This is a genomic window from Pseudomonas fakonensis, from assembly GCF_019139895.1.
GTDB lineage: Bacteria > Pseudomonadota > Gammaproteobacteria > Pseudomonadales > Pseudomonadaceae > Aquipseudomonas > Aquipseudomonas fakonensis.
Window position 1 is genome coordinate 3,668,036 of record NZ_CP077076.1, and the last position, 19,160, is coordinate 3,687,195.

The 19,160-nt window shown below is 64.2% G+C and carries 19 protein-coding genes; 12 read left to right on the forward strand and 7 right to left on the reverse strand.

What is annotated here, in order from left to right:
- The gene (locus KSS94_RS16155; protein ID WP_217839099.1) at positions 1 to 561 is read right to left on the reverse strand and encodes an RrF2 family transcriptional regulator; all 561 of its coding nucleotides are present in this window, start codon (positions 559 to 561) and stop codon (positions 1 to 3) included.
- 270 nt (positions 562 to 831) lie between these two features.
- Here KSS94_RS16155 and KSS94_RS16160 point away from each other — a divergent pair, with 270 nt between their 5' ends.
- Together KSS94_RS16160 and KSS94_RS16165 are read left to right on the forward strand one after the other, a co-directional pair.
- Positions 832 to 2,031 (forward strand): NAD(P)/FAD-dependent oxidoreductase, encoded by a 1,200-nt coding sequence (locus tag KSS94_RS16160; protein ID WP_217839100.1) that lies wholly within the window; start codon positions 832 to 834, stop codon positions 2,029 to 2,031.
- 230 nt (positions 2,032 to 2,261) lie between these two features.
- On the forward strand, positions 2,262 to 3,887 hold the full coding sequence (locus tag KSS94_RS16165; protein ID WP_217839101.1) for a methyl-accepting chemotaxis protein: 1,626 nt from the start codon (positions 2,262 to 2,264) through the stop codon (positions 3,885 to 3,887).
- 224 nt (positions 3,888 to 4,111) lie between these two features.
- Here KSS94_RS16165 and KSS94_RS16170 read toward each other — a convergent pair whose 3' ends face one another.
- Complete coding sequence (locus KSS94_RS16170) at positions 4,112 to 5,515, reverse strand: purine-cytosine permease family protein (protein WP_217839102.1); 1,404 nt, start codon at positions 5,513 to 5,515, stop codon at positions 4,112 to 4,114.
- A 318-nt stretch (positions 5,516 to 5,833) separates the two neighbouring features.
- Between KSS94_RS16170 and KSS94_RS16175 the strand changes: the two genes are divergently transcribed.
- The 10 genes from KSS94_RS16175 to KSS94_RS16220 all read left to right on the forward strand — a co-directional run bounded on the left by KSS94_RS16175 (position 5,834) and on the right by KSS94_RS16220 (position 15,664).
- Entirely contained in the window at positions 5,834 to 6,319 is a 486-nt protein-coding gene (locus KSS94_RS16175) for a flavin reductase family protein (protein WP_217839103.1), read from the forward strand.
- A gap of 156 nt (positions 6,320 to 6,475) precedes the next feature.
- Entirely contained in the window at positions 6,476 to 7,516 is a 1,041-nt protein-coding gene (locus KSS94_RS16180; protein ID WP_217839104.1) for an LLM class flavin-dependent oxidoreductase, read from the forward strand.
- A gap of 311 nt (positions 7,517 to 7,827) precedes the next feature.
- Positions 7,828 to 8,424, forward strand: coding sequence for an amino acid synthesis family protein (locus KSS94_RS16185; protein ID WP_217839105.1), 597 nt, complete (start codon positions 7,828 to 7,830; stop codon positions 8,422 to 8,424).
- A 68-nt stretch (positions 8,425 to 8,492) separates the two neighbouring features.
- A complete protein-coding gene (locus KSS94_RS16190; protein ID WP_217839106.1) occupies positions 8,493 to 9,326 on the forward strand; it encodes an alpha/beta fold hydrolase in 834 nt (277 codons plus the stop codon).
- Complete coding sequence (locus tag KSS94_RS16195) at positions 9,323 to 10,804, forward strand: aldehyde dehydrogenase (protein WP_217839107.1); 1,482 nt, start codon at positions 9,323 to 9,325, stop codon at positions 10,802 to 10,804. Before KSS94_RS16190 ends, KSS94_RS16195 begins: the two co-directional genes overlap by 4 nt.
- A gap of 13 nt (positions 10,805 to 10,817) precedes the next feature.
- On the forward strand, positions 10,818 to 11,303 hold the full coding sequence (locus KSS94_RS16200; protein WP_217839108.1) for a flavin reductase family protein: 486 nt from the start codon (positions 10,818 to 10,820) through the stop codon (positions 11,301 to 11,303).
- A 161-nt stretch (positions 11,304 to 11,464) separates the two neighbouring features.
- A complete protein-coding gene (locus KSS94_RS16205; protein ID WP_012314144.1) occupies positions 11,465 to 11,854 on the forward strand; it encodes a carboxymuconolactone decarboxylase family protein in 390 nt (129 codons plus the stop codon).
- A 90-nt stretch (positions 11,855 to 11,944) separates the two neighbouring features.
- A complete protein-coding gene (locus tag KSS94_RS16210; protein WP_217839109.1) occupies positions 11,945 to 12,697 on the forward strand; it encodes a GntR family transcriptional regulator in 753 nt (250 codons plus the stop codon).
- 2 nt (positions 12,698 to 12,699) lie between these two features.
- The gene (locus KSS94_RS16215; protein ID WP_217839110.1) at positions 12,700 to 13,263 is read left to right on the forward strand and encodes an NUDIX hydrolase; all 564 of its coding nucleotides are present in this window, start codon (positions 12,700 to 12,702) and stop codon (positions 13,261 to 13,263) included.
- Between the two features lie 202 nt (positions 13,264 to 13,465).
- Positions 13,466 to 15,664, forward strand: coding sequence for an ATP-binding protein (locus KSS94_RS16220; RefSeq protein WP_217839111.1), 2,199 nt, complete (start codon positions 13,466 to 13,468; stop codon positions 15,662 to 15,664).
- Here KSS94_RS16220 and KSS94_RS16225 read toward each other — a convergent pair.
- The 5 genes from KSS94_RS16225 to KSS94_RS16245 all read right to left on the reverse strand — a co-directional run bounded on the left by KSS94_RS16225 (position 15,645) and on the right by KSS94_RS16245 (position 19,046).
- Positions 15,645 to 15,932 carry a DUF6555 family protein gene (locus tag KSS94_RS16225; protein WP_217839112.1) on the reverse strand — a complete coding sequence of 96 codons (288 nt, stop codon included), beginning with the start codon at positions 15,930 to 15,932 and terminating at the stop codon, positions 15,645 to 15,647. The two genes, KSS94_RS16220 and KSS94_RS16225, sit on opposite strands and share 20 nt — an antisense overlap.
- Positions 15,933 to 16,158: 226 nt before the next feature.
- Positions 16,159 to 16,422 (reverse strand): DUF3077 domain-containing protein, encoded by a 264-nt coding sequence (locus KSS94_RS16230; RefSeq protein ID WP_217839113.1) that lies wholly within the window; start codon positions 16,420 to 16,422, stop codon positions 16,159 to 16,161.
- A gap of 85 nt (positions 16,423 to 16,507) precedes the next feature.
- Positions 16,508 to 16,750, reverse strand: a complete 243-nt coding sequence (locus tag KSS94_RS16235) for a hypothetical protein (RefSeq protein WP_217839114.1) — start codon at positions 16,748 to 16,750, stop codon at positions 16,508 to 16,510.
- A 532-nt stretch (positions 16,751 to 17,282) separates the two neighbouring features.
- Positions 17,283 to 17,909, reverse strand: a complete 627-nt coding sequence (locus tag KSS94_RS16240; RefSeq protein WP_217839115.1) for a glutathione S-transferase family protein — start codon at positions 17,907 to 17,909, stop codon at positions 17,283 to 17,285.
- 135 nt (positions 17,910 to 18,044) lie between these two features.
- Entirely contained in the window at positions 18,045 to 19,046 is a 1,002-nt protein-coding gene (locus tag KSS94_RS16245) for a 4-hydroxyproline epimerase (protein WP_217839116.1), read from the reverse strand.
- Positions 19,047 to 19,160: the final 114 nt, after the last annotated feature.

Sequence of the window (19,160 nt, forward strand, 5' to 3'; positions counted from 1 at the left end):
TTACGTAAGGGCGCAAGGGTGAATGAGCGTCACACCAGCAATATCCCCAGCGCCCTTGCCATCGCGCCGCTCCCCCATCCACTCATTGACCTTGTGCCCAAACTCCACAGGCGCCTTGCGCCCAAAACGCCGGGCCAGGTCGAGGATGGTCTGCTGCGCCAAAGCCTCCTCCATGCGCTTCTGCGCCGAAAGCATCACCGCATGGATCGCGCAGACCCCCTCGGTAGCCCAGGCCGGTGCCGAGCCCTCGAACACCGCGCAGCGCTCACGTATCTCGCGGCAATCGAAGATCTTCTTCGCCCCGTCGATGGCCGTGACGATGTCCAGCACGGTTATCTCGTCCGAAGGCCGCGCCAAACGGAACCCGCCACGCACACCCTCGGTGGCAGCAACCAGCCCGGCCCGGGCCAGTTTGGTGAAGACCTTGGCCAGGTACTCCTGTGGCACGCCCTGCAACTCGGCCAGGTCACGCACGCTGGCCTCGCGGCTATCGCCACGTTCGTCCACCAGGAACAACAGGCAATGGATGCCGTACTCGACGCCGGCACTGTAGAGCGACATATCAATCTCCGACTGGTTTTGTCGTAAATATTACGCCGTCCACAGCCATCAGGCAAAGCCCGCCATGACCACCGGTCGCCAGCACAAAAAAACCAGCTCCCCACAAAGCCAGATTCCATAAGGCCTCAAGCACAATTCCAAAGGTCACCGACCGGGCCTCGACAAAAAAACCACTTGCCGCGACAAACTACGACAAATAAAGTCGTAGTTATTCGGCAGCCGCCCAACACCCCGCCGAACACCCTCACCTCACCCTTGCGGAGCACATTCATGACCTCTCGTATCCTGATCATCGGTGCCGGCTTTGCCGGTGTATGGAGCGCCCTGAGCGCCGCCCGCCTGCTCGACCAGGCCCAGCGCGATGACGTGCGCATCAGCGTGCTGGCCCCGCAGCCGCAACTGCGCATTCGCCCACGCTTCTACGAAGCCGACGCGCACACCCTGCAGGCACCCGTAGACGCACTGTTCGATGCAGTCGGTGTCGAGTTCATCCACGGCCATGTGCAAACCATCGACAGCGCCGCGTGCCAGGTCGGTTATGTCGACGGCCAGGGCCAGGCGCAGCAGCTCGGCTATGACCGCCTGATCCTCGCCGCCGGCAGCCAGGTGGCACGCCCTGCGGTGCCGGGCCTGGCCGAGCACACCTTCGATGTCGACCAGATGGAGTCGGCGGTACACCTTGAGCAGCACCTGAAGGGCCTGGCCGCCCTGCCCGCCTCGCCGGCACGCAACACCGTGGTGGTGTGCGGCGGCGGTTTCACCGGCATCGAGACCGCCACCGAAATGCCCGCCCGCCTGCGCAGCATCCTGGGCGCCGGTAATGTGCGCGTGGTGCTGGTAGATCGCGGCACCCGCATCGGCGCAGCCCTGGGCGCCGGCATCACCCCATCCATCGTCGCGGCCAGCGAACAGGCCGGCGTCGAATGGCTGACCGGCACCTCGGTAGTGGCGGTGGACGCCGGCGGCGTGACCCTGGACAACGGCGAATACATCGCCAGCAAGACCGTGATCTGGACCGTGGGCGTCAAGGCCAGCCCACTGACCGCGCAAATTGCCGGCGAGCGCGACAGCCTCGGTCGCCTGCGGGTCGACGACCACCTCAAGGTGATCGGCCAGGCGCACATCTACGCCACCGGCGATACCGCTTGGGCAGCTGTGGACGAACTGGGCAACCACGCCCTGATGACCTGCCAGCACGCCATCCCCATGGGCCGCCACTCAGGCAACAACGCCATGGCCGACCTGCTGGGCATCGCCCCTGTGGTGTACCGCCAGCCCAAGTACGTCACTTGCCTCGACCTCGGCGAGTGGGGCGCGGCCTACAGCGAGGGCTGGGAGCGCGAGCTGAAACTGCAGGGCGAGGAAGGCAAAACCCTCAAACGGCAAATTAATTCGGTGTGGATCTATCCGCCCGAAGCAGATCGCGAGCTGGCACTGAAAGCCGCAGACCCCGCGATTGCCATAGTCTGAGCCAATAAAAGCTGACAGATCCGTCAAATTGTGACGGATCTGTCCATTTACGTTGTTACATTGAACGACTGGTCAACGATCAAGGCACCGTGCCATCATTGACGTCAAAAAAATACCTGAAGGTGAGGAAAACCTAATATCCGCAGCGCATCGAGAGCCTGGCGATCACCGCCACAAGGCCCTCACGACCATGCTCTTGACGCCTGCCAGCACAACGTCAAGGAGCATTCATGCAGTTACGGAATATGAAGATCGGTAAACGGGCCGCCAGCGTGTTTGCGCTGTTGGGTGGCCTGGTTCTGATCATGGGTTTGCTTGCACTGTATGAAACCAAACAGATGGACAGCGCCACCGACGAGATCCGCGTTACCTGGATGCCCGCCGTGGTCGCCCTCAACGACATCAGCACCAACCTCGGCCGCGTCCGTGCGGTCACCCTGCGCACAGCGCTGGACGACGACCCAGCCGAACGTGAGCGCAACGTAGCCCTGCTTGGGCGGATCAACGACGAGCTCAAGCAAGGCCTGAAGGACTACGAGGACACCATCATCGCCGCCGATGACCGTGCCCTGTTCAACGCCTTCAACAGCGCCCACCAGCAGTACTACACCCAGCAGCAGGACGTGCTGAAGGACATCGCCGCCGGCCGCGCGGCCGACGCCAAGCGCAAGATCAGCGGGCCCCTCACCCAGTACGCCGACAGCATGATGAAAGCCATGGGCGCACTCATCGCCTACAACGGCAAGGGCGCAGAAGACGCATCCCAGCGCAGCAGCAACGTGGCCGACGAGGCGTTCTCGGTGATCATCGTGTCGCTGGTGGTGATCATGCTGGCGCTGGTCGCCATTGCCACCCTGCTCACCCGCAGCATCGTCGTGCCCCTGGCCGATGCGGTAGCCGTGGCCGAACGCGTGGCCACCGGCGACCTGACCCGCGACATCCAGGTAACCGGCCGCGACGAGCCGGCCATGCTGTTGCGCGCCCTGAGCCAGATGCAACAAAGCCTGCGCGACACCCTGCGCAAGATCGCCGCCTCCTCCGACCAGCTGGCCTCGGCCTCCGAAGAGCTGCACAGCGTCACCGAGGACACCAGCCGCGGCCTGCACCAGCAGAGCGCCGAAATCGACCAGGCCGCGACCGCGGTCAACCAGATGACTGCCGCGGTGGAAGAAGTGGCCAACAATGCGGTAAGCACTGCCGACGCCTCCAAGGGCGCCGACCAGACCACCCGCGATGGCCGCGACCAGGTCAACCAGGCGCTCAGCTCGCTGCAGCACCTGGTGGATGACGTCACCGGCACCTCCGAAGAAATCGAACAGCTGGCCACCAGCGCCAACGAAATCAGCCGCGTGCTCGACGTGATCGGCTCGATTGCCGGGCAAACCAACCTGCTGGCACTGAACGCCGCCATCGAGGCCGCCCGCGCCGGTGAAGCCGGCCGTGGTTTCGCCGTGGTGGCCGATGAAGTACGTGCCCTGGCCCACCGCACCCAGCAGTCCACCGCCGAGATCGAGCAGATGATCGGCGGCATCCAGACCGGCACCGAGCGTGCGGTCAGCGCCATGCACAGCAGCCAGGGCCGTGCCAGCGGCACCCTGGAAGTGGCCCAGGGTGCCGGCCAGGCGCTGGAAGTGATCGCCGAGGCCATTGCCTCGATCAACCAGCGCAACCTGGTGATTGCCAGCGCCTCCGAAGAGCAGGCCCAGGTGGCCCGCGAGGTGGACCGCAACCTGGTCAACATCCGCGACCTGGCCATGCAGACCTCGGCCGGCGCCAACCAGACCAGCGCCGCGGCGCAGGACCTGTCGCGCCTGGCGGTGGACCTGAACGGCATGGTGGCGCAGTTCAAGCTGTAAAAAGCCATCGCCGGCAAGCCGACCGCATGCCCTTCAGGCCCGCGCCATACCTGTAGGAGCCGGCTTGCCGGCGATGAGGCCATACAAGGTGTGGCCATTACAGCCCCATTCCAAACACCACAAAACCATCGCGGGGCAAGCCCGCTCCCACGCAACCCGGTTCAATGGGCTACGTGGGAGCGGGCTTGCCCCGCAATGGTTTCAGCTTGAGTAAAAGCTACAGGTCAGTCGTTCACGCCCACTGCCCGCGCGGCCTTCACCGGCTTGCCACGACTGGCCAGGCAGTAATACAGCGGCACGGTCACCAGCAAGCCGAACAACCACGAAAGGTCAGCCCCCTCGACGATGTTGGAGTACGGCCCCACATACAGCGACGTATTGGCGAACGGCAGCTGCACCAGGATGCCGCAGGCGTAGGCGATGATCGCATGGTGGTTGAAGCGGCCATAAATGCCACCATCGGCGCTGAAGATCGAGGCGATGTCGTACTCGCCTTTCTTGATCAGGTAGAAGTCCACCAGGTTGATCGACGCCCACGGCACCAGCACCAGCAGCAGCGCCAGAATCAACCCGATGAACTCGCCGATGAAGTCGGCCGAAGCGTTCAACGCCACCATGCCGCATGCCACCAGAATGATCGAGGCCAGCACCACACGCACCTTGATGCTCGGGGTCCACTGGGCGGCGAAGGTCTGGATGGCGGTGACGATCGACAGCACCGCGCCGTACAGGTTGAGGGCGTTGTGGCTGATGATGTTGAGCAGGAACAGCACCATCAGGATCGGGCCCAGCCAGCCGGTAGCCTGCTTGACCGCGGCCATGGCGTCGGTGCCTTCCGGCACGCACAGCACCGCCACCGCACCGAAGCTGAAGCACAGAATGGTACCCAGGGTGGCACCGAAGTAAGTGGCCCAGAACGGCTTGGCGATGCCGATTTCACGCGGCAGGTAGCGCGAGTAGTCGGAGGTGTAGGGCGAGAAGCTGATCTGCCAGATGGTGCCCAGCGACACGGTGGCGACGAAGCCCGACAGGTTGAACGCGCCACGGCTGAAGAAGTCGGCCGGCAGCTCCTGGACGAACATCATGATGAAGCCGGCCAGCAACGCTGAACCCATCACCCAGGTGCCGATGCGGTTGAGGGTATGAATGAAGCGGTAGCCGATCACGCCGATGGCAGTGGCACTCAGGGCGCCGATGACGATGGCGCTGGGCATCGGCACGCTGGGGGCGATGCCGTGGATCGACTTGCCCGCCAGGACGATGTTGGAAATGAAGAAACCGACGTAGATCAGCGCGGTGAAGAACACGATCAGCAATGCGCCGTAACGGCCGAACTGGCCACGGCTCTGGACCATCTGCGGAATACCCAGCTGCGGCCCCTGGGCCGAGGCCAGCGCGATGACCACGCCGCCGAGCAGGTGGCCCAGCACGATGGCGATCAGGCCCCACAGCAGGTTGAGGTGGAACACCTGCACCACCATGGCCCCGGTGACGATGGGCAGCGGCGCGATGTTGGTGCTGAACCAGAGGGTGAACAGGTCGCGCGCCTTCCCGTGGCGCTCGGCAGGTGGAACGTAATCGACCGTGTGATTCTCGACAAACTGGTGCTGCGAAGACGGTTGGGACATAGGAATTCAGCTCGAAAGGTCGTTTTTATCTTTGTAAGGAAACCGCATCTAGGCGGCCTCTCAGCTGAAGACCATATTATGGTATTCCAAACTTTTGACAACACTGATCCCCATGAAAAAACGCCAGCTGATCCGGTTGAGCAAGCTGCAGGGCAACCGCTACAGAAGCTGAACCCCAGGTTATTCGCGGCCTTGCGCCGTTCATCGCGTAGATGGCGAGCTTGAAAATTCCACTTGCAAAATAGGTATTACGGTATACCATCAGACACATCAACGATAAAAACCGCGGACCACCGCAGCCCTTCCGAGGTACACAAGATGATCGACGCAACTGTCTACAAGAACGTCCTGGGCTCCTTCCCGTCCGGCGTAACCGTCATCACCACCCTGGACGACGACGGCTCGATCGTCGGCCTGACCGCCAGCGCCTTCTCCTCGCTTTCGATGGACCCGCCACTGGTGCTGTTCTGCCCCAACTACAGCTCCGACTCCTACCCCATACTGATCAAGAACAAGCGCTTCGCCATTCACCTGCTCTCGGGTGAACAGCAGGCCGAGGCCTATGCTTTTGCCAAAAAAGGCAAGGACAAGGCCACCGGTATCGAGTGGACGCTGTCCGAGCTAGGCAACCCGATCCTGGCCGGCGCCACTGCCGTCATCGAATGCGAGCTGTGGCGCGAGTACGAAGGTGGCGACCACGCCATCATGGTGGGCAAGGTACACAACCTGATCGTGCCTGCCGAGGCGCCCCGCCCGATGGTCTACTGCCGCGGCAAGATGGCCAGCCTGCCGGCGTTCGCCTGATTTCGAAACACCCGCTACCCCTGTGGGAGCCGGCTTGCCGGCGATGCAGGCGACGCGGTGGATGGCACCGGCAAGCCGGTGATCGCCGGCAAGCCGGCTCCTACATAGAGCGCCCGCCGATGGCGGGCGACAACAACAAGCTCCGAGGAAAACCCCATGAAATTTTCGTTGTTCGTGCACATGGAACGTTGGGATGAACAGGTCAGCCACCGCCAACTGTTCGAAGACCTGACCGAGCTGACCCTGATGGCCGAAGACGGCGGGTTCAGCACCGTGTGGATCGGCGAACACCACGCCATGGAGTACACCATCTCGCCGAGCCCGATGCCGCTGCTGGCCTACCTGGCCGCCCGCACCGACAAGATTCGCCTGGGCGCCGGCACCATCATCGCGCCGTTCTGGAACCCGATCCGCGTGGCCGGCGAATGCGCCCTGCTGGATGTGATCAGCAACGGGCGCATGGAAGTGGGCCTGGCCCGCGGCGCCTACCAGTTCGAATTCGACCGCATGGCCGGCGGCATGCCGGCTACCGACGGCGGCAAGGCGCTGCGCGAAATGGTGCCGGTGGTACGCAAGCTGTGGGAAGGCGACTACGCCCACGACGGCGAAGTGTACAAGTTCCCCACCTCCACCAGCGTGCCCAAGCCGTTCAACGCCACCCCGCCGATGTGGATTGCCGCCCGCGACCCGGACTCGCACAACTTCGCCGTGGCCAACGGCTGCAACGTCATGGTCACCCCGCTGATGAAGGGCGACGAAGAAGTGCTGGACCTGAAAAACAAGTTCCAGGCCGCCCTGGACAACAACCCGGACGTACCACGCCCGCAACTGATGGTGCTGCGCCACACCCACGTGCACAGCCCGGCAGAACCGGACGGCTGGAAGGTCGGCGCCCAGGCCATCTCGCGCTTCTACCGCACCTTCGATGCCTGGTTCGGCAACAAGACCACCCCGGTCAACGGCTTCCTCGAGCCAAGCCCGGAGTCCAAGTTCGCCGAAGTTCCGGCGTTCGAGCTGAACAACATCCGCAAGAACACCATGATCGGCACCCCTGAAGAGATCATTGCGCGGATCAAGTACTACCAGGAGCTCGGCGTCGACGAGTTCAGCTTCTGGTGCGACAACAGCCTGCCCCACGCCGAAAAGAAGAAGTCCCTGGAGCTGTTCATCAAGGAAGTGGTGCCGGCGTTCGCCTGAATTCCCTTTGCCTGATTGATTGCGGGAACCAGCCCGCTCCGCCTGGCCCCTGTGGCCGGTGTGAGCGGGCTTTTTTTAGCTGTTTGCAGCTCCGGCCCCAATCACCGGCAAGCCGGCTCCTACACGGGTCATGCGTTCCCCCTGCAGGAGCCGGCTTGCCGGCGATAGGGCCAGCCCAGACAACACAAGATTCACCGTATCAGCCGACCTTTCGTCCCCGAAGAAACAATTTTTCAGCCGGCCCTTGCACAACAGATATTATGGTATACCATCAGACAACAAGAGCTGATAACCCTAACCAGGAGCCCCCCATGAGTTTCGAAATCCGCAAGATCGTCACCTACTCCGAAGAGACCCGCATCGAAGGCTTCAAAGCCACCGACAAGCCGGTGACCATGGTCGGCCTGGCCGTCGTGATCAAGAACCCATGGGCCGGCCGCGGCTTCGTTGAAGACCTCAAGCCAGAAATCCGCGCCAACTGCTCCGAGCTGGGCGCACTGATGGTCGAGCGCCTGATCGCCGCCATCGGCGGTGCCGACAAGATCGAAGCCTACGGCAAGGCTGCAGTAGTTGGCGCCGACGGCGAGATCGAGCACGCCTCGGCCGTCATCCACACCCTGCGCTTTGGCAACCACTACCGCGAAGCGGTACAGGCCAAGAGCTACCTGAGCTTCACCAACAAGCGCGGCGGCCCAGGCACCTCGATCCAGATCCCGATGATGCAGAAGGACGACGAAGGCCAGCGTTCGCACTACATCACCCTGGAAATGCAGATCGAAGACGCCCCGCGCGCCGACGAAATCGTCGTGGTACTCGGCGCCTCCGACGGCGGCCGCCTGCACCCGCGCATCGGCAACCGCTACATCGACCTGGAAGAACTGGCTGCCGAAAAAGCCAACGCTCAATAACAACAACCAAGACGGGCCTGGGCGTGGCGTGCATACCCGCCGCGCCCGACCTTCAAGGAGCGCCCTCCATGATTCAGCCTGTCGCTGAACGTACACCGGCCGGGACCAGCTACATGGTCCAGGGCCAGGGCCAACCCGTGGTGCTGATCCACGGCGTGGGCCTGAACAAGGAAATGTGGGGCGGGCAGATCGTTGGCCTGGCCAACGACTACCGCGTCATCGTCTATGACATGCTCGGCCACGGCCAAAGCCGCGTCCCGGCTGCCGACACCCCGCTGGAAGGCTACGCCGAACAGCTCGCCGAACTGCTCGACCACCTGCAGATTCAACAAGCCACGGTGATCGGCTTCAGCATGGGCGGCCTGGTGGCACGCGCCTTCGCGCTCAACTACCCGCAGCGCCTGGCAGCATTGGTGGTGCTCAACAGCGTGTTCAACCGCACCCCCGAGCAAAGCGCCGGCGTCATTGCCCGCGCCGCGCAAGCCTACGAGCAAGGCCCCGACGCCAACGTCGACGCCGCCCTGGACCGCTGGTTCAGCCGCGAGTACAAGGCCGCCAACCCGGCGCAGGTCGCCGCCATCCGCCAGATCCTGGCCAGCAACGACCCACAGGGCTACCACACCACTTATTCACTGTTCGCCACCCAGGACATGTACCGTGCCGCCGACCTTGGCAGCATCCAGGTACCGGCCCTGATCGCCACCGGCGAACTCGATGCCGGCTCCACCCCGGCCATGACCCGCCAGCTCGCAGCCAGCATCCCTGGCGCGCAAAGCGTGGTGCTGGCCGAGCAACGGCATATGATGCCGGTGGAAGCGCCGCGCGAAGTCAACAAGATGCTGCTGGACTTCCTCAAGCAGGCCCGCACCCTCACCGAATCCGCCAAGGGGATTGTTGCATGACCCTCGTTCGTTTCCAGATGTGCATCGACGGCCAATGGCTCGATGCCCAGAGCGGCAAGACCTTCGACAGCCTCAACCCGGCCACCGCCCAGGTGTGGGCGCAGTTGCCCGATGCCGACGAAGCCGATGTGGAGCTGGCCGTACAGGCCGCCCAGCGCGCCTTCGACAGCAAAGAATGGCGCAGCATCACCGCCACCGCCCGCGGCAAGCTGCTGCGCCGCCTCGGTGACCTGATTGCCGAGAACAAAGAACACCTGGCCCAGCTCGAAAGCCGTGACAACGGCAAGCTGATCCGCGAAACCCGCGGCCAGGTCGGCTACCTGCCGGAGTTCTTCCACTACACCGCAGGCCTTGCCGACAAGCTCGAAGGCGGCACCCTGCCGCTGGACAAGCCCGACCTGTTCGCCTACACCGTGCACGAGCCGATCGGCGTGGTGGCCGGGATCATCCCGTGGAACAGCCCGCTGTACCTGACCGCGATCAAGCTGGCCCCGGCCCTGGCCGCCGGCAACACCATCGTGCTCAAGCCGTCCGAGCATGCCTCGGCGACCATCCTCGAACTGGCCCGCCTGGCGCTGGAAGCCGGCTTCCCGGCCGGTGTGGTCAACGTGGTCACCGGCTACGGCCCAAGCACTGGTGCAGCCCTGACCCGCCACCCGCTGGTGCGCAAGATCGCCTTCACCGGCGGCGCCGCCACTGCCCGCCACGTGGTGCGCAGCAGCGCCGAGAACTTCGCCAAGCTGTCGCTGGAGCTGGGCGGCAAGTCGCCGAACATCATCTTCGCCGACGCCGACCTGGACAGCGCCATCAACGGCGCCGTGGCCGGCATCTATGCCGCCTCCGGGCAAAGCTGCGTGGCAGGTTCGCGCCTGCTGGTGCAGGACGAGATCTTCGATGAGTTCGTCGAGCGCCTGATCGCCCGTGCCAAGCGTATCCGCATCGGCAACCCGCAGGACGACGCCAGCGAAATGGGCCCCATGGCCACCGCACAACAGCTGGCCGTGGTCGAAGGCCTGGTGGCTGCGGCCAAGGCCGAGGGCGCCAAGTTGCACATGGGCGGCAAGCGTGCCGAGGTCGAAGGTGACGGCTGGTTCTACGAGCCGACCCTGTTCGAGTGCGACAGCAACTCGATGACCATCATGCAGGAAGAGGTGTTCGGCCCTGTGGCCGCGGTGATCCGCTTCAAGACCGAAGAAGAGGCGCTGGCAATCGCCAACGACTCGCAGTTCGGCCTGGCCGCCGGCATCTGGACCCGCGACCTGGGCCGTGCCCACCGCCTGGCCCGTGACGTGCGCTCCGGCATCATCTGGGTCAACACCTACCGCGCCGTGTCGGCCATGGCCCCCATCGGCGGCTTCAAGAACAGCGGCTACGGCCGTGAAAGCGGCATCGACTCGGTGCTGGCCTATACCGAGCTGAAGACCGTGTGGATCAACCTGTCCACCGCGCCGATGCCCGACCCGTTTGTGATGCGCTAAGAGGTAGCACGAGATGATCGAACCAGGCATCTACAAAGACGTGATGGGCTCGTTCCCGTCCGGTGTCACCGTGGTCACCACCCTGGACGCCGACGGCGCCATCGTCGGCATCACCGCCAGCGCGTTCAGCGCGCTGTCGATCGAGCCTGCGCTGGTGCTGTTCTGCCCCAACTACGCCTCGGACACCTACCCGATCCTGCGCGACAGCAAGCAGTTCGCGATCCACCTGCTGTCGGCCGAGCAAACCGCCGAGGCCTATGCTTTTGCCGGCAAGGGCAAGGACAAGGCCAAAGGCATCGAGTGGCACATGAGCGAGCTGGGCAACCCGCTGCTGACCAAGGCCACGGCGATCATCGAGTGCGAACTGTGGCGCGAGTACGACGGCGGTGACCACGCGATCATCGTCGGCGCGGTGAAGAACCTGGTGCTGCCCGAACAGCCGGTCACCCCCATGGTCTACCACAAGGGCAAGCTCGGCGCGCTGCCGCCGCTGGGCTGATGCCTGATCGCCGGCAAGCCGGCTCCTACACGCGACCCATGTAGGAGCCGGCTTGCCGGCGATGGGCTGCACAGCAGCCCTACTGTTTCCGGGGGCCGCGCATACCCCCTCACCTTCGGTTGCGGCCCCCATTTTTATTCCACGTGCAAGGACTTCGGCAGATGAGCAACGAAAAGTACGAGAAAGGCCTGCAGATCCGCACCCAGGTGCTCGGCGAAGACTACGTCAACCGCTCGATCCAGAACGCCGACGACTTCACCAAGCCGCTGCAGGAGCTGGTCACCGAGTACTGCTGGGGCCATGTCTGGGGCCGCGATGGTTTGTCGCTCAAAGAGCGCAGCATGATAAACTTGGCCATGATTTCCGCGCTCAACCGGCCCCACGAACTCAAGCTGCACATTCGTGGCGCCCTGCGTAATGGCCTGAGCCGCGAACAAATTCGCGAGATCCTGCTTCAAGTCGGTATTTATTGCGGCGTACCCGCGGCGGTGGACAGTTTCCGCCTGGCCCGCGAGGCGTTCGCCGAAGCCGACGCAGAGTCAACCCGTTAACAACGGGCTGTTTCGAACCACTGCAAGGAGCGCCACGGTTCGTGGCTCTTCGCGATGTTGGCGCAACAGCCTCATAAAAGAGCGCACCTGATGAAACGCCAGCCACTCGACGACAGCTTCAAGGTCAACCGCAACCCCGTCACCCTTCGTGAAATCGTGCTCGACAAACTGCGCAGCGCGATCATGAACTTCCACCTGCTGCCAGGCGACCGCCTGGTCGAGCGCGACCTGTGCGACCGCCTCGGCGTCAGCCGTACTTCGGTGCGTGAGGCCCTGCGCCACCTCGAATCCGAAGGCCTGGTGGAATTTGCCGACGCCAAGGGCCCGCGGGTGGCCATCATCACCCTGGAAGACGCCCGCGACATCTACGAGCTGCGCTGCGTGCTCGAAGGCCTGATCGTCCAGCTGTTCACCCTCAACGCCAAGAGCAAGGACATCCGCGCCCTGGAGCGCGCCCTTGAAGTGAACCGCGAGGCGCTCGAAGAAGGCGAACTGGCCCAGGTGCTGGACTCGGTGCAAGGCTTCTACGACGTGCTGCTCGAAGGCTCCGGCAACCAGGTGGCGGCGCAGCAGCTGCGCCAGCTGCAGGCACGCATCAGCTACCTGCGCGCCACCTCGGTTTCGCAAGAAAACCGCCGTGGCGCCAGCAACCGCGAGATGGAAAAGATCGTCGAGGCCATCAAGGGCGGCGACCCGATGGTGGCGCACCAGGCCTCGGTCGACCACGTGCGCGCCGCTGCAAAAGTGGCACTGGATTACCTGCGCCAGAAGCAGGACGACAACGCCAAGGTCCGCGAAATCGTCGCTCCCCTGCCCCTCAAGGACCCCCGCATAGGCCGCTGACCATGCCCACCGCCCCGCGCTACTGCCCGCACTGCACCACAGAACTGGCCCGGGGCGTCCCCACAGGCGACACCCACGAACGCCTGCACTGCACCGGCTGCGGCTACATCCATTACATCAACCCGAAGATCATCGCCGGCTGCATCATCGAGCGCGATGGCAAGTACCTGTTGTGCCAGCGCGCCATCCCCCCGCGCCCCGGCACTTGGACCCTGCCCGCAGGCTTCATGGAAGCCGGCGAAACCACCGAGCAGGCGGCCCTGCGCGAGGTATGGGAAGAAAGCGGCGTACGCGCCGAAATCGTCTCGCCCTACTCGATCTTCAGCGTGCCGAACATCAGCGAGGTGTACATCATCTTCCGCGCCATCGCCACCGAAGAGACCGGGCAGTACGGGCCTGAGACGATGGCCTACAAGTTCTTCGAACCGGACGAGATTCCGTGGGAAGAGATCTACTACCCGGCGATTCGGCAGATTCTCGAGCGGTACATTCTGGAGCGCCAGGCGGGGGTGTATGGCATCTATATGGGCAATGACGACAGCGGCAAGGTGCATTTCATACGTTGAGACCAGACGCGCCCCTCCGTAGGAGCCGGCTTGCCGGCGATGGGGCCAGGCCTGCCATTCGCGAAAACGGCCACTGACGCCATCGCCGGCAAGCCGGCTCCTACAGGTAACAGCACGGCTCGCCACAACAAATCACTCGCCAACCCGCCCGTCTGGGTGCACCCTGACACCCTGCACACGCAAAAGGACCGGCAAACCCATCATGGCGAAATGGCTAGAAGGCGGCGGGCTCATGGCCGAGCGCATCCGCAACCACGACTGGGCCAACACCCCACTCGGCCCGCTGGACAGCTGGCCCGACGTGCTCAAGACCACCGTCGCCCTGTGCCTGGCTTCGCGCTTCCCCCAGGCGGTGCTGTGGGGCAACTCACTGATCACCCTGCACAACGACGCCTTCTCGCAGATTCTCGGCGACAAGCCGCTGGCCCTGGGGCGGCCGTTCAGCCATGTGTGGCAGGAGGCCTGGAGCGATATCGAGCACATGGCCCAGCGCGCCCTCAAGGGCGAGGCGGTGTTCATCGAAGACTTCCCGCTGCTGATCGAACGCCACGGTAGCCCTGAGCGGGCCTACTTCACCTTCTGCTACAGCCCTATCCGCGACCATGCCGGCGAGGTGGTGGGCATGCTCGACACGGTCACCGAAACCACCGCCAGCGTGGTCGCCAACCGCCGCCTGAACTTCCTCGACAGCCTCGGCCGCGCCGCCGCCAACGCCACCGACCCCGAACGCATCATGGCCACCACCACGCAACTGCTGGGCGAGCACCTGCAGCTGTCCAGTTGCGCCTATGCGGTGATGGACGCCGACCAGGACGGTTTCACCATTTGCGGCGACTGGGTGGCGCCGGGCTCGCCGCGCCTGCTCGGCCAGTACCACCTGGCCGACTTCGGCCGCCTGGCGGTCAGCCGCCTGCGCGCCGGCCTGGCGCTGGTGATCGACAACAACCTGGCGCAGTTGCCGGCCCGCGCCTCGGCCACCTTCCAGGCCATGGGCATCACCGCCACCATTTGCATGCCGCTGATCAAGGAGGGCCGGCTGACCGCGCTGATGGCCATCCACGACAAGGCGCCGCGGGCCTGGACCCGCTACGAGCAAACCCTCATCAGCGAAGTCACCGAACGCTGCTGGGCGCACATTCAGCGGGTGCAGGCCCATGCCGAGGTGCGCGAGACGATGTCGGCCCTCGAAGCGCTCAACGCCACCCTCGAGCAGCGCGTAGAAGAGCGCACCAGCCAGTTGCTGCACACCGAAGCCGTATTGCGCCAGACGCAAAAGCTCGAAGCCATCGGCCAGCTCACCGGCGGGGTGGCCCACGACTTCAACAACCTGCTGACCATCATTCGCTCGTCGCTGCACTTTTTGCAGCGCCCCGACCTGGACGAGACCCGCCGCAGCCGCTACCTCAAGACCATGGCCGACACCGTCGACCGCGGCGCCAAGCTCACCGGCCAATTGCTCGCCTTCGCCCGCCGCCAGGCCCTGAGCCCGCAGGTGTTCGAAGCCGGCCCACGGCTCGAGGCCATGGCCGAGATGCTCGACAGCGCCACCGGCGCGCGGGTGCAGGTGCAACTGGAGCTGCCGGCTACGCCCTGCCACGTGCACGCCGACCTGGGCCAGCTGGAAACCGCAGTGATCAACCTGATGATCAACGCCCGCGATGCCATGGCCGGCGAAGGCACCCTGCGCCTGCGCCTGGAGGCCGGCCGGCCATTGCCGGCCATGCGCGACCAGCCGGCCCAGGCCGGGCCATTCGCGGCCATTTCGGTGATCGACGGCGGCGTCGGCATTGCCGAGCACCTGCTCGAGCGCATTTTCGACCCTTTCTTCACCACCAAGGCCGCCGGCCACGGCACCGGGCTGGGGTTGTCGCAAGTGTTCGGCTTCGCCCGCCAGTCCGGCGGCGACGTGCAGGTGAACAGCGTCGAGGGCCAGGGCACCACCTTCACCCTGTACCTGCCGCAGGTGGCCCAGGCCGCCAGCGAGCCGCCCTGCCCCGACACCACGCCCGCCCCCCACGGCCAGCGCCGGCGCATCCTGGTGGTGGAAGACAACGCCGATGTCGGCAGCTTCACCGCGCAGATACTGCGCGACCACGGCTACCAGATCAGCTGGGCGACCAGCGCCGAAGACGCCCTGGCGCAGATCGCCAGCGCCGAGAGTGCCTTCGATGCGGTGTTTTCCGATGTGGTGATGCCCGGTATCGGCGGCCTGGCGCTGGGCCGCGAACTGCGCCGCAGCCACCCGCAACTGCCGGTGATCCTCACCTCCGGCTACAGCGAGGCGATCGCCGAAGGCGGCCACCAGGGCTTCGAATTCCTGGCCAAGCCGTATTCCGCCGAGCAGGTGTGCAGCGTGCTGGGCAAGGTGCTGGGCGAAACCTTTATTCCGACGGCGCGCTGAACTTCTTCACATCGATGGCCGGGGCGACAAACTCCGGCCCCTGCCCGGTCGGGCGCCAGCGCACGTTGCTCAAACCGTAGCGCTCGGCCATCGGCCGGCTGACCTTGCGTACCTTTTGCTGGCCAAAGCGCGGGATGATGCCCACCCCGGCATCGCAACTGGCCCAGTGCCAGGCCTCGGCATTGTCCATGCGCTCCAGGCGAATGATGAAGGTGCGGTACTGCCCATGGATTTCATACTCGACCACATACAACTGCTGCCCTGCCATTGCTCGCCTCCTCGAACGTCGCAAGCTATGGAGCCTGGCCGATTGCGGAAAATTCATTCGGATTTTCAGGAGGCAACTGCCTCGTGATGCCTGCACCGGCCTCATCGCCTGCCAACTCCTGCAGGAGCGGCCTTGCCGGGGTGCTGCCTGGCCGCAGAGGGGTGCGCAGCAGCCCCGGGATCTGAGTATTCATGCCGGATTGTTGAGGCCGTGTAGCTGTGGACATTCAGTGTTTCAGGCCTAACTCGGCATCGTCCATCAGCGCCTTGGCCAAGGCGCTGAGGTAGTGCGCGGCCCAGACCATCTTCGGGTCTTCATCCATTACCCCCACCAGGGTCAGGTGGCTGACATAGCCCATCAACTCCGAGGCCTGTTCGCGGGCGTGGTTGCAGGGGATGCCGGGTTCGATGCGAAACAGCGGCTGTGGGTTGCTTTCACCCTGGCTGAAGCGGGTCTTGCCGGGGGTGGTGCGGGGGGTGTCCATGGTCATTTGCCTGTCTCCCTGGGTTTCATCCAAGGGCCCTATCACCTGTAGGAGCCGGCCGGCGATAGGGCCAAACCTGCCTACACAGCCATCAATGCACCGTCTGCGGCGCCTCGGACACCTGCTGCACCTGCGCCAGCAAGGTTTCCAGCAAGGTGCGCACGCTTTCCAGCTCATGCATCGCCGCCAGCAGCAGGAACGAGCCCGGTGAGCGGGTGCTGAGCAACAGGGATTGATGAGTGACAGCCAGGGCACAGTTCACGTGCTCGGTGGTTTGCACCAGGGTGTCTTCGAACAGGTGGGGATGGGGTGGATCGGGGACAATCTTCAGCATGCTCGTACTCCAACAATGATGGGGATTGAGCTGTCAGCTGAACTGCTGTCAAACAGTCGGGTGGCAGCTGTACGCGGGTTGACAGACCGAGATTGTTGGCACTCGGCGCACACTGAGGTGCCCACGCGTACAGCTGCCATAAAGCATTTGCACGAGAGGACAACAATCGACGGTCTGTCAAAACCGGCCGCTGAATTTGCAGCGGCTGGCCGAGACTAGTGACCGACGCGGGCTCGGGCAATGGCAATACGGGTGGAAAAGCTTGTTTGGGAAACGTCCTACAGGGAATAGGGAAAGTCTGATGAATCGGGGTTGGCGGGAGGCCCTGAAAATTCTTGGATGCGATCGCGTGAGGGCTTACAGGTGCCCGCTGCAAACCTGTCGGCAAGCACCTGTAAGCCCTGATGCAGAGATTGACACACAGGTCATGGCAAGCACCTGTAAGCCCTGATGCAGAGATTGACACACAGGTCATGGCAAGCACCTGCAAGCCCTCACACAGTCCCACCCAATCAAAGCCCCCGGCCCACCCTCACCCCGCCACCCGCGGCATCAGCTCATAAGGATGCCTCCACCCCGGCACCGCCATGATCCGCGCCTTCCAAGCCTCGATATGCTTGAACTCAGCCAGGTCGATCCCGGTATCCTCCGGCATGAACACATACCCCGCCAACGACAGGTCAGCAATGGTCAACCGCCCACCCACCATGAACGGCGTCTTGGCCAGGTGCGCATCGACAATGCGGTAAGCGGCCGTCGCCCGCTCGCGCAAAAACTGAACAACCGGGGTCTCGCCAGAATTCTTCAGGCAGAAGATAAACCGCAACGCCGCGTAGTAAGCGGTGAACTTGTGGTTGTCGAACAGCATCCAGCGCCAGATCTCGCGCTTTTCGGCCTCATCCTGCGGGCCAAACTGCCCGGTGCGTTCGGCCAGGTACTCGAGAATCAGCGCCGACTGGGTCAGGCGCTGCTCGCCGTGCTCCAGCACCGGCACCTCGCCCTGCTCGTTGACCTCGTCGCGCCATTGTTGATCACGGGTCTGGCCGTTGAAAAAGTCGACGAACACCGCCTGCCAGGGCTGGCCGGTGAGTTCGAGCATCAGTGCCGCTTTGTAGGCATTGCCGGATTCGGCGAAGCAGTGGAGCTTGTAGTCGGGCATGGATCTTCAGCTTCCTTTGAAGGATCGTTGGGGGACACAAAGCATCGCGGGGCAAGCCCGCTCCCACCGATAGCGTGGGAGCGGGCTTGCCCCGCGATGACTCTAGCGCCTGTCGCCAGGCGTACTCAACTCACTTCACGCAATCTGGAACCCATGGGCCAACGGGTCACGGTCATCGACCACGATGGTGTTGTACCCGATCACCCTTGCCCACCCCGCCACACTCGGCCGCACCGCATCGAACTCGCCCACCCGGGCTACCTCCTCGGCCCGGCAGTTGAAGGTGGTGCCGGTGATGCTCTCGTGCACAAAGGTCTCGCCCACCTTGAGCCGCCCGCGCGCTACCAATTGCGCCACCCGCGCCGACGAGCCGGTGCCGCACGGCGAGCGATCAATGGCCTTGTCGCCATAGAACACCGCGTTGCGCGCCGAGGCGCCGGGGGCCTTGGGCTTGTCGCACCACATCACGTGCTTGACCCCGCGAATGCGCTCATCCTCCGGGTGCACCGGGTGCAGCACCTTCTGCGCCGCCTCGCGCACCAGGTGGCTCATGCGCACCAGGTCGTCGGCCTTCAGGCCATCCAGGCCGGCGTAGTTCTGCTGCGGCTCGACGATGATGTAGTAGTTGCCGCCGTAACTCAGGTCCACGGTCAGGGTGCCGAGCTGCGGCACCTCAAGCTGGATGTCGCGTGCATGCAGGTAGCTGTTGACGTTGAACAGGCGCACCTCCTCGACGAAGGCACCGTTGCGCTTGTACTCGATGTCCACCCGGCCGGCCGGGGTTTCCAGGGCCAGACGGCCCTCTTCGCGGGGCACTACAAGGCCCTCCTCGATGGCCACGGTCACCGTGCCGACGGTGCCGGCGCCGCACATCGGCAGGCAGCCGCTGACCTCGATGAACAGCACGCCGACGTCACAGTCGTCGCGGGTGGAGGGATACAAGATCGAGCCGGACATGGCGTCATGGCCACGGGGCTCGAACATCAGGGCCTTGCGCACCCAGTCGTGTTTTTCGAGAAACAGCATGCGCTTTTCGGCCATGGGTACGTTGGGCAACAGCGGGCCGCCGCCGGCGACGACGCGTACCGGGTTGGCGCAGGCGTGGGAATCGATGCAGAAGAATACGTTGCGGGCCATGGATCAAATGTCCTTCTGATAGGTTGGAAAACCAGCGTGGGAGCGGGCTTGCCCCGCGATGCGGTGCCTGGCACCGGCAAAGCCGGTGATCGCGGGGGCAAGCCCGCTCCCACG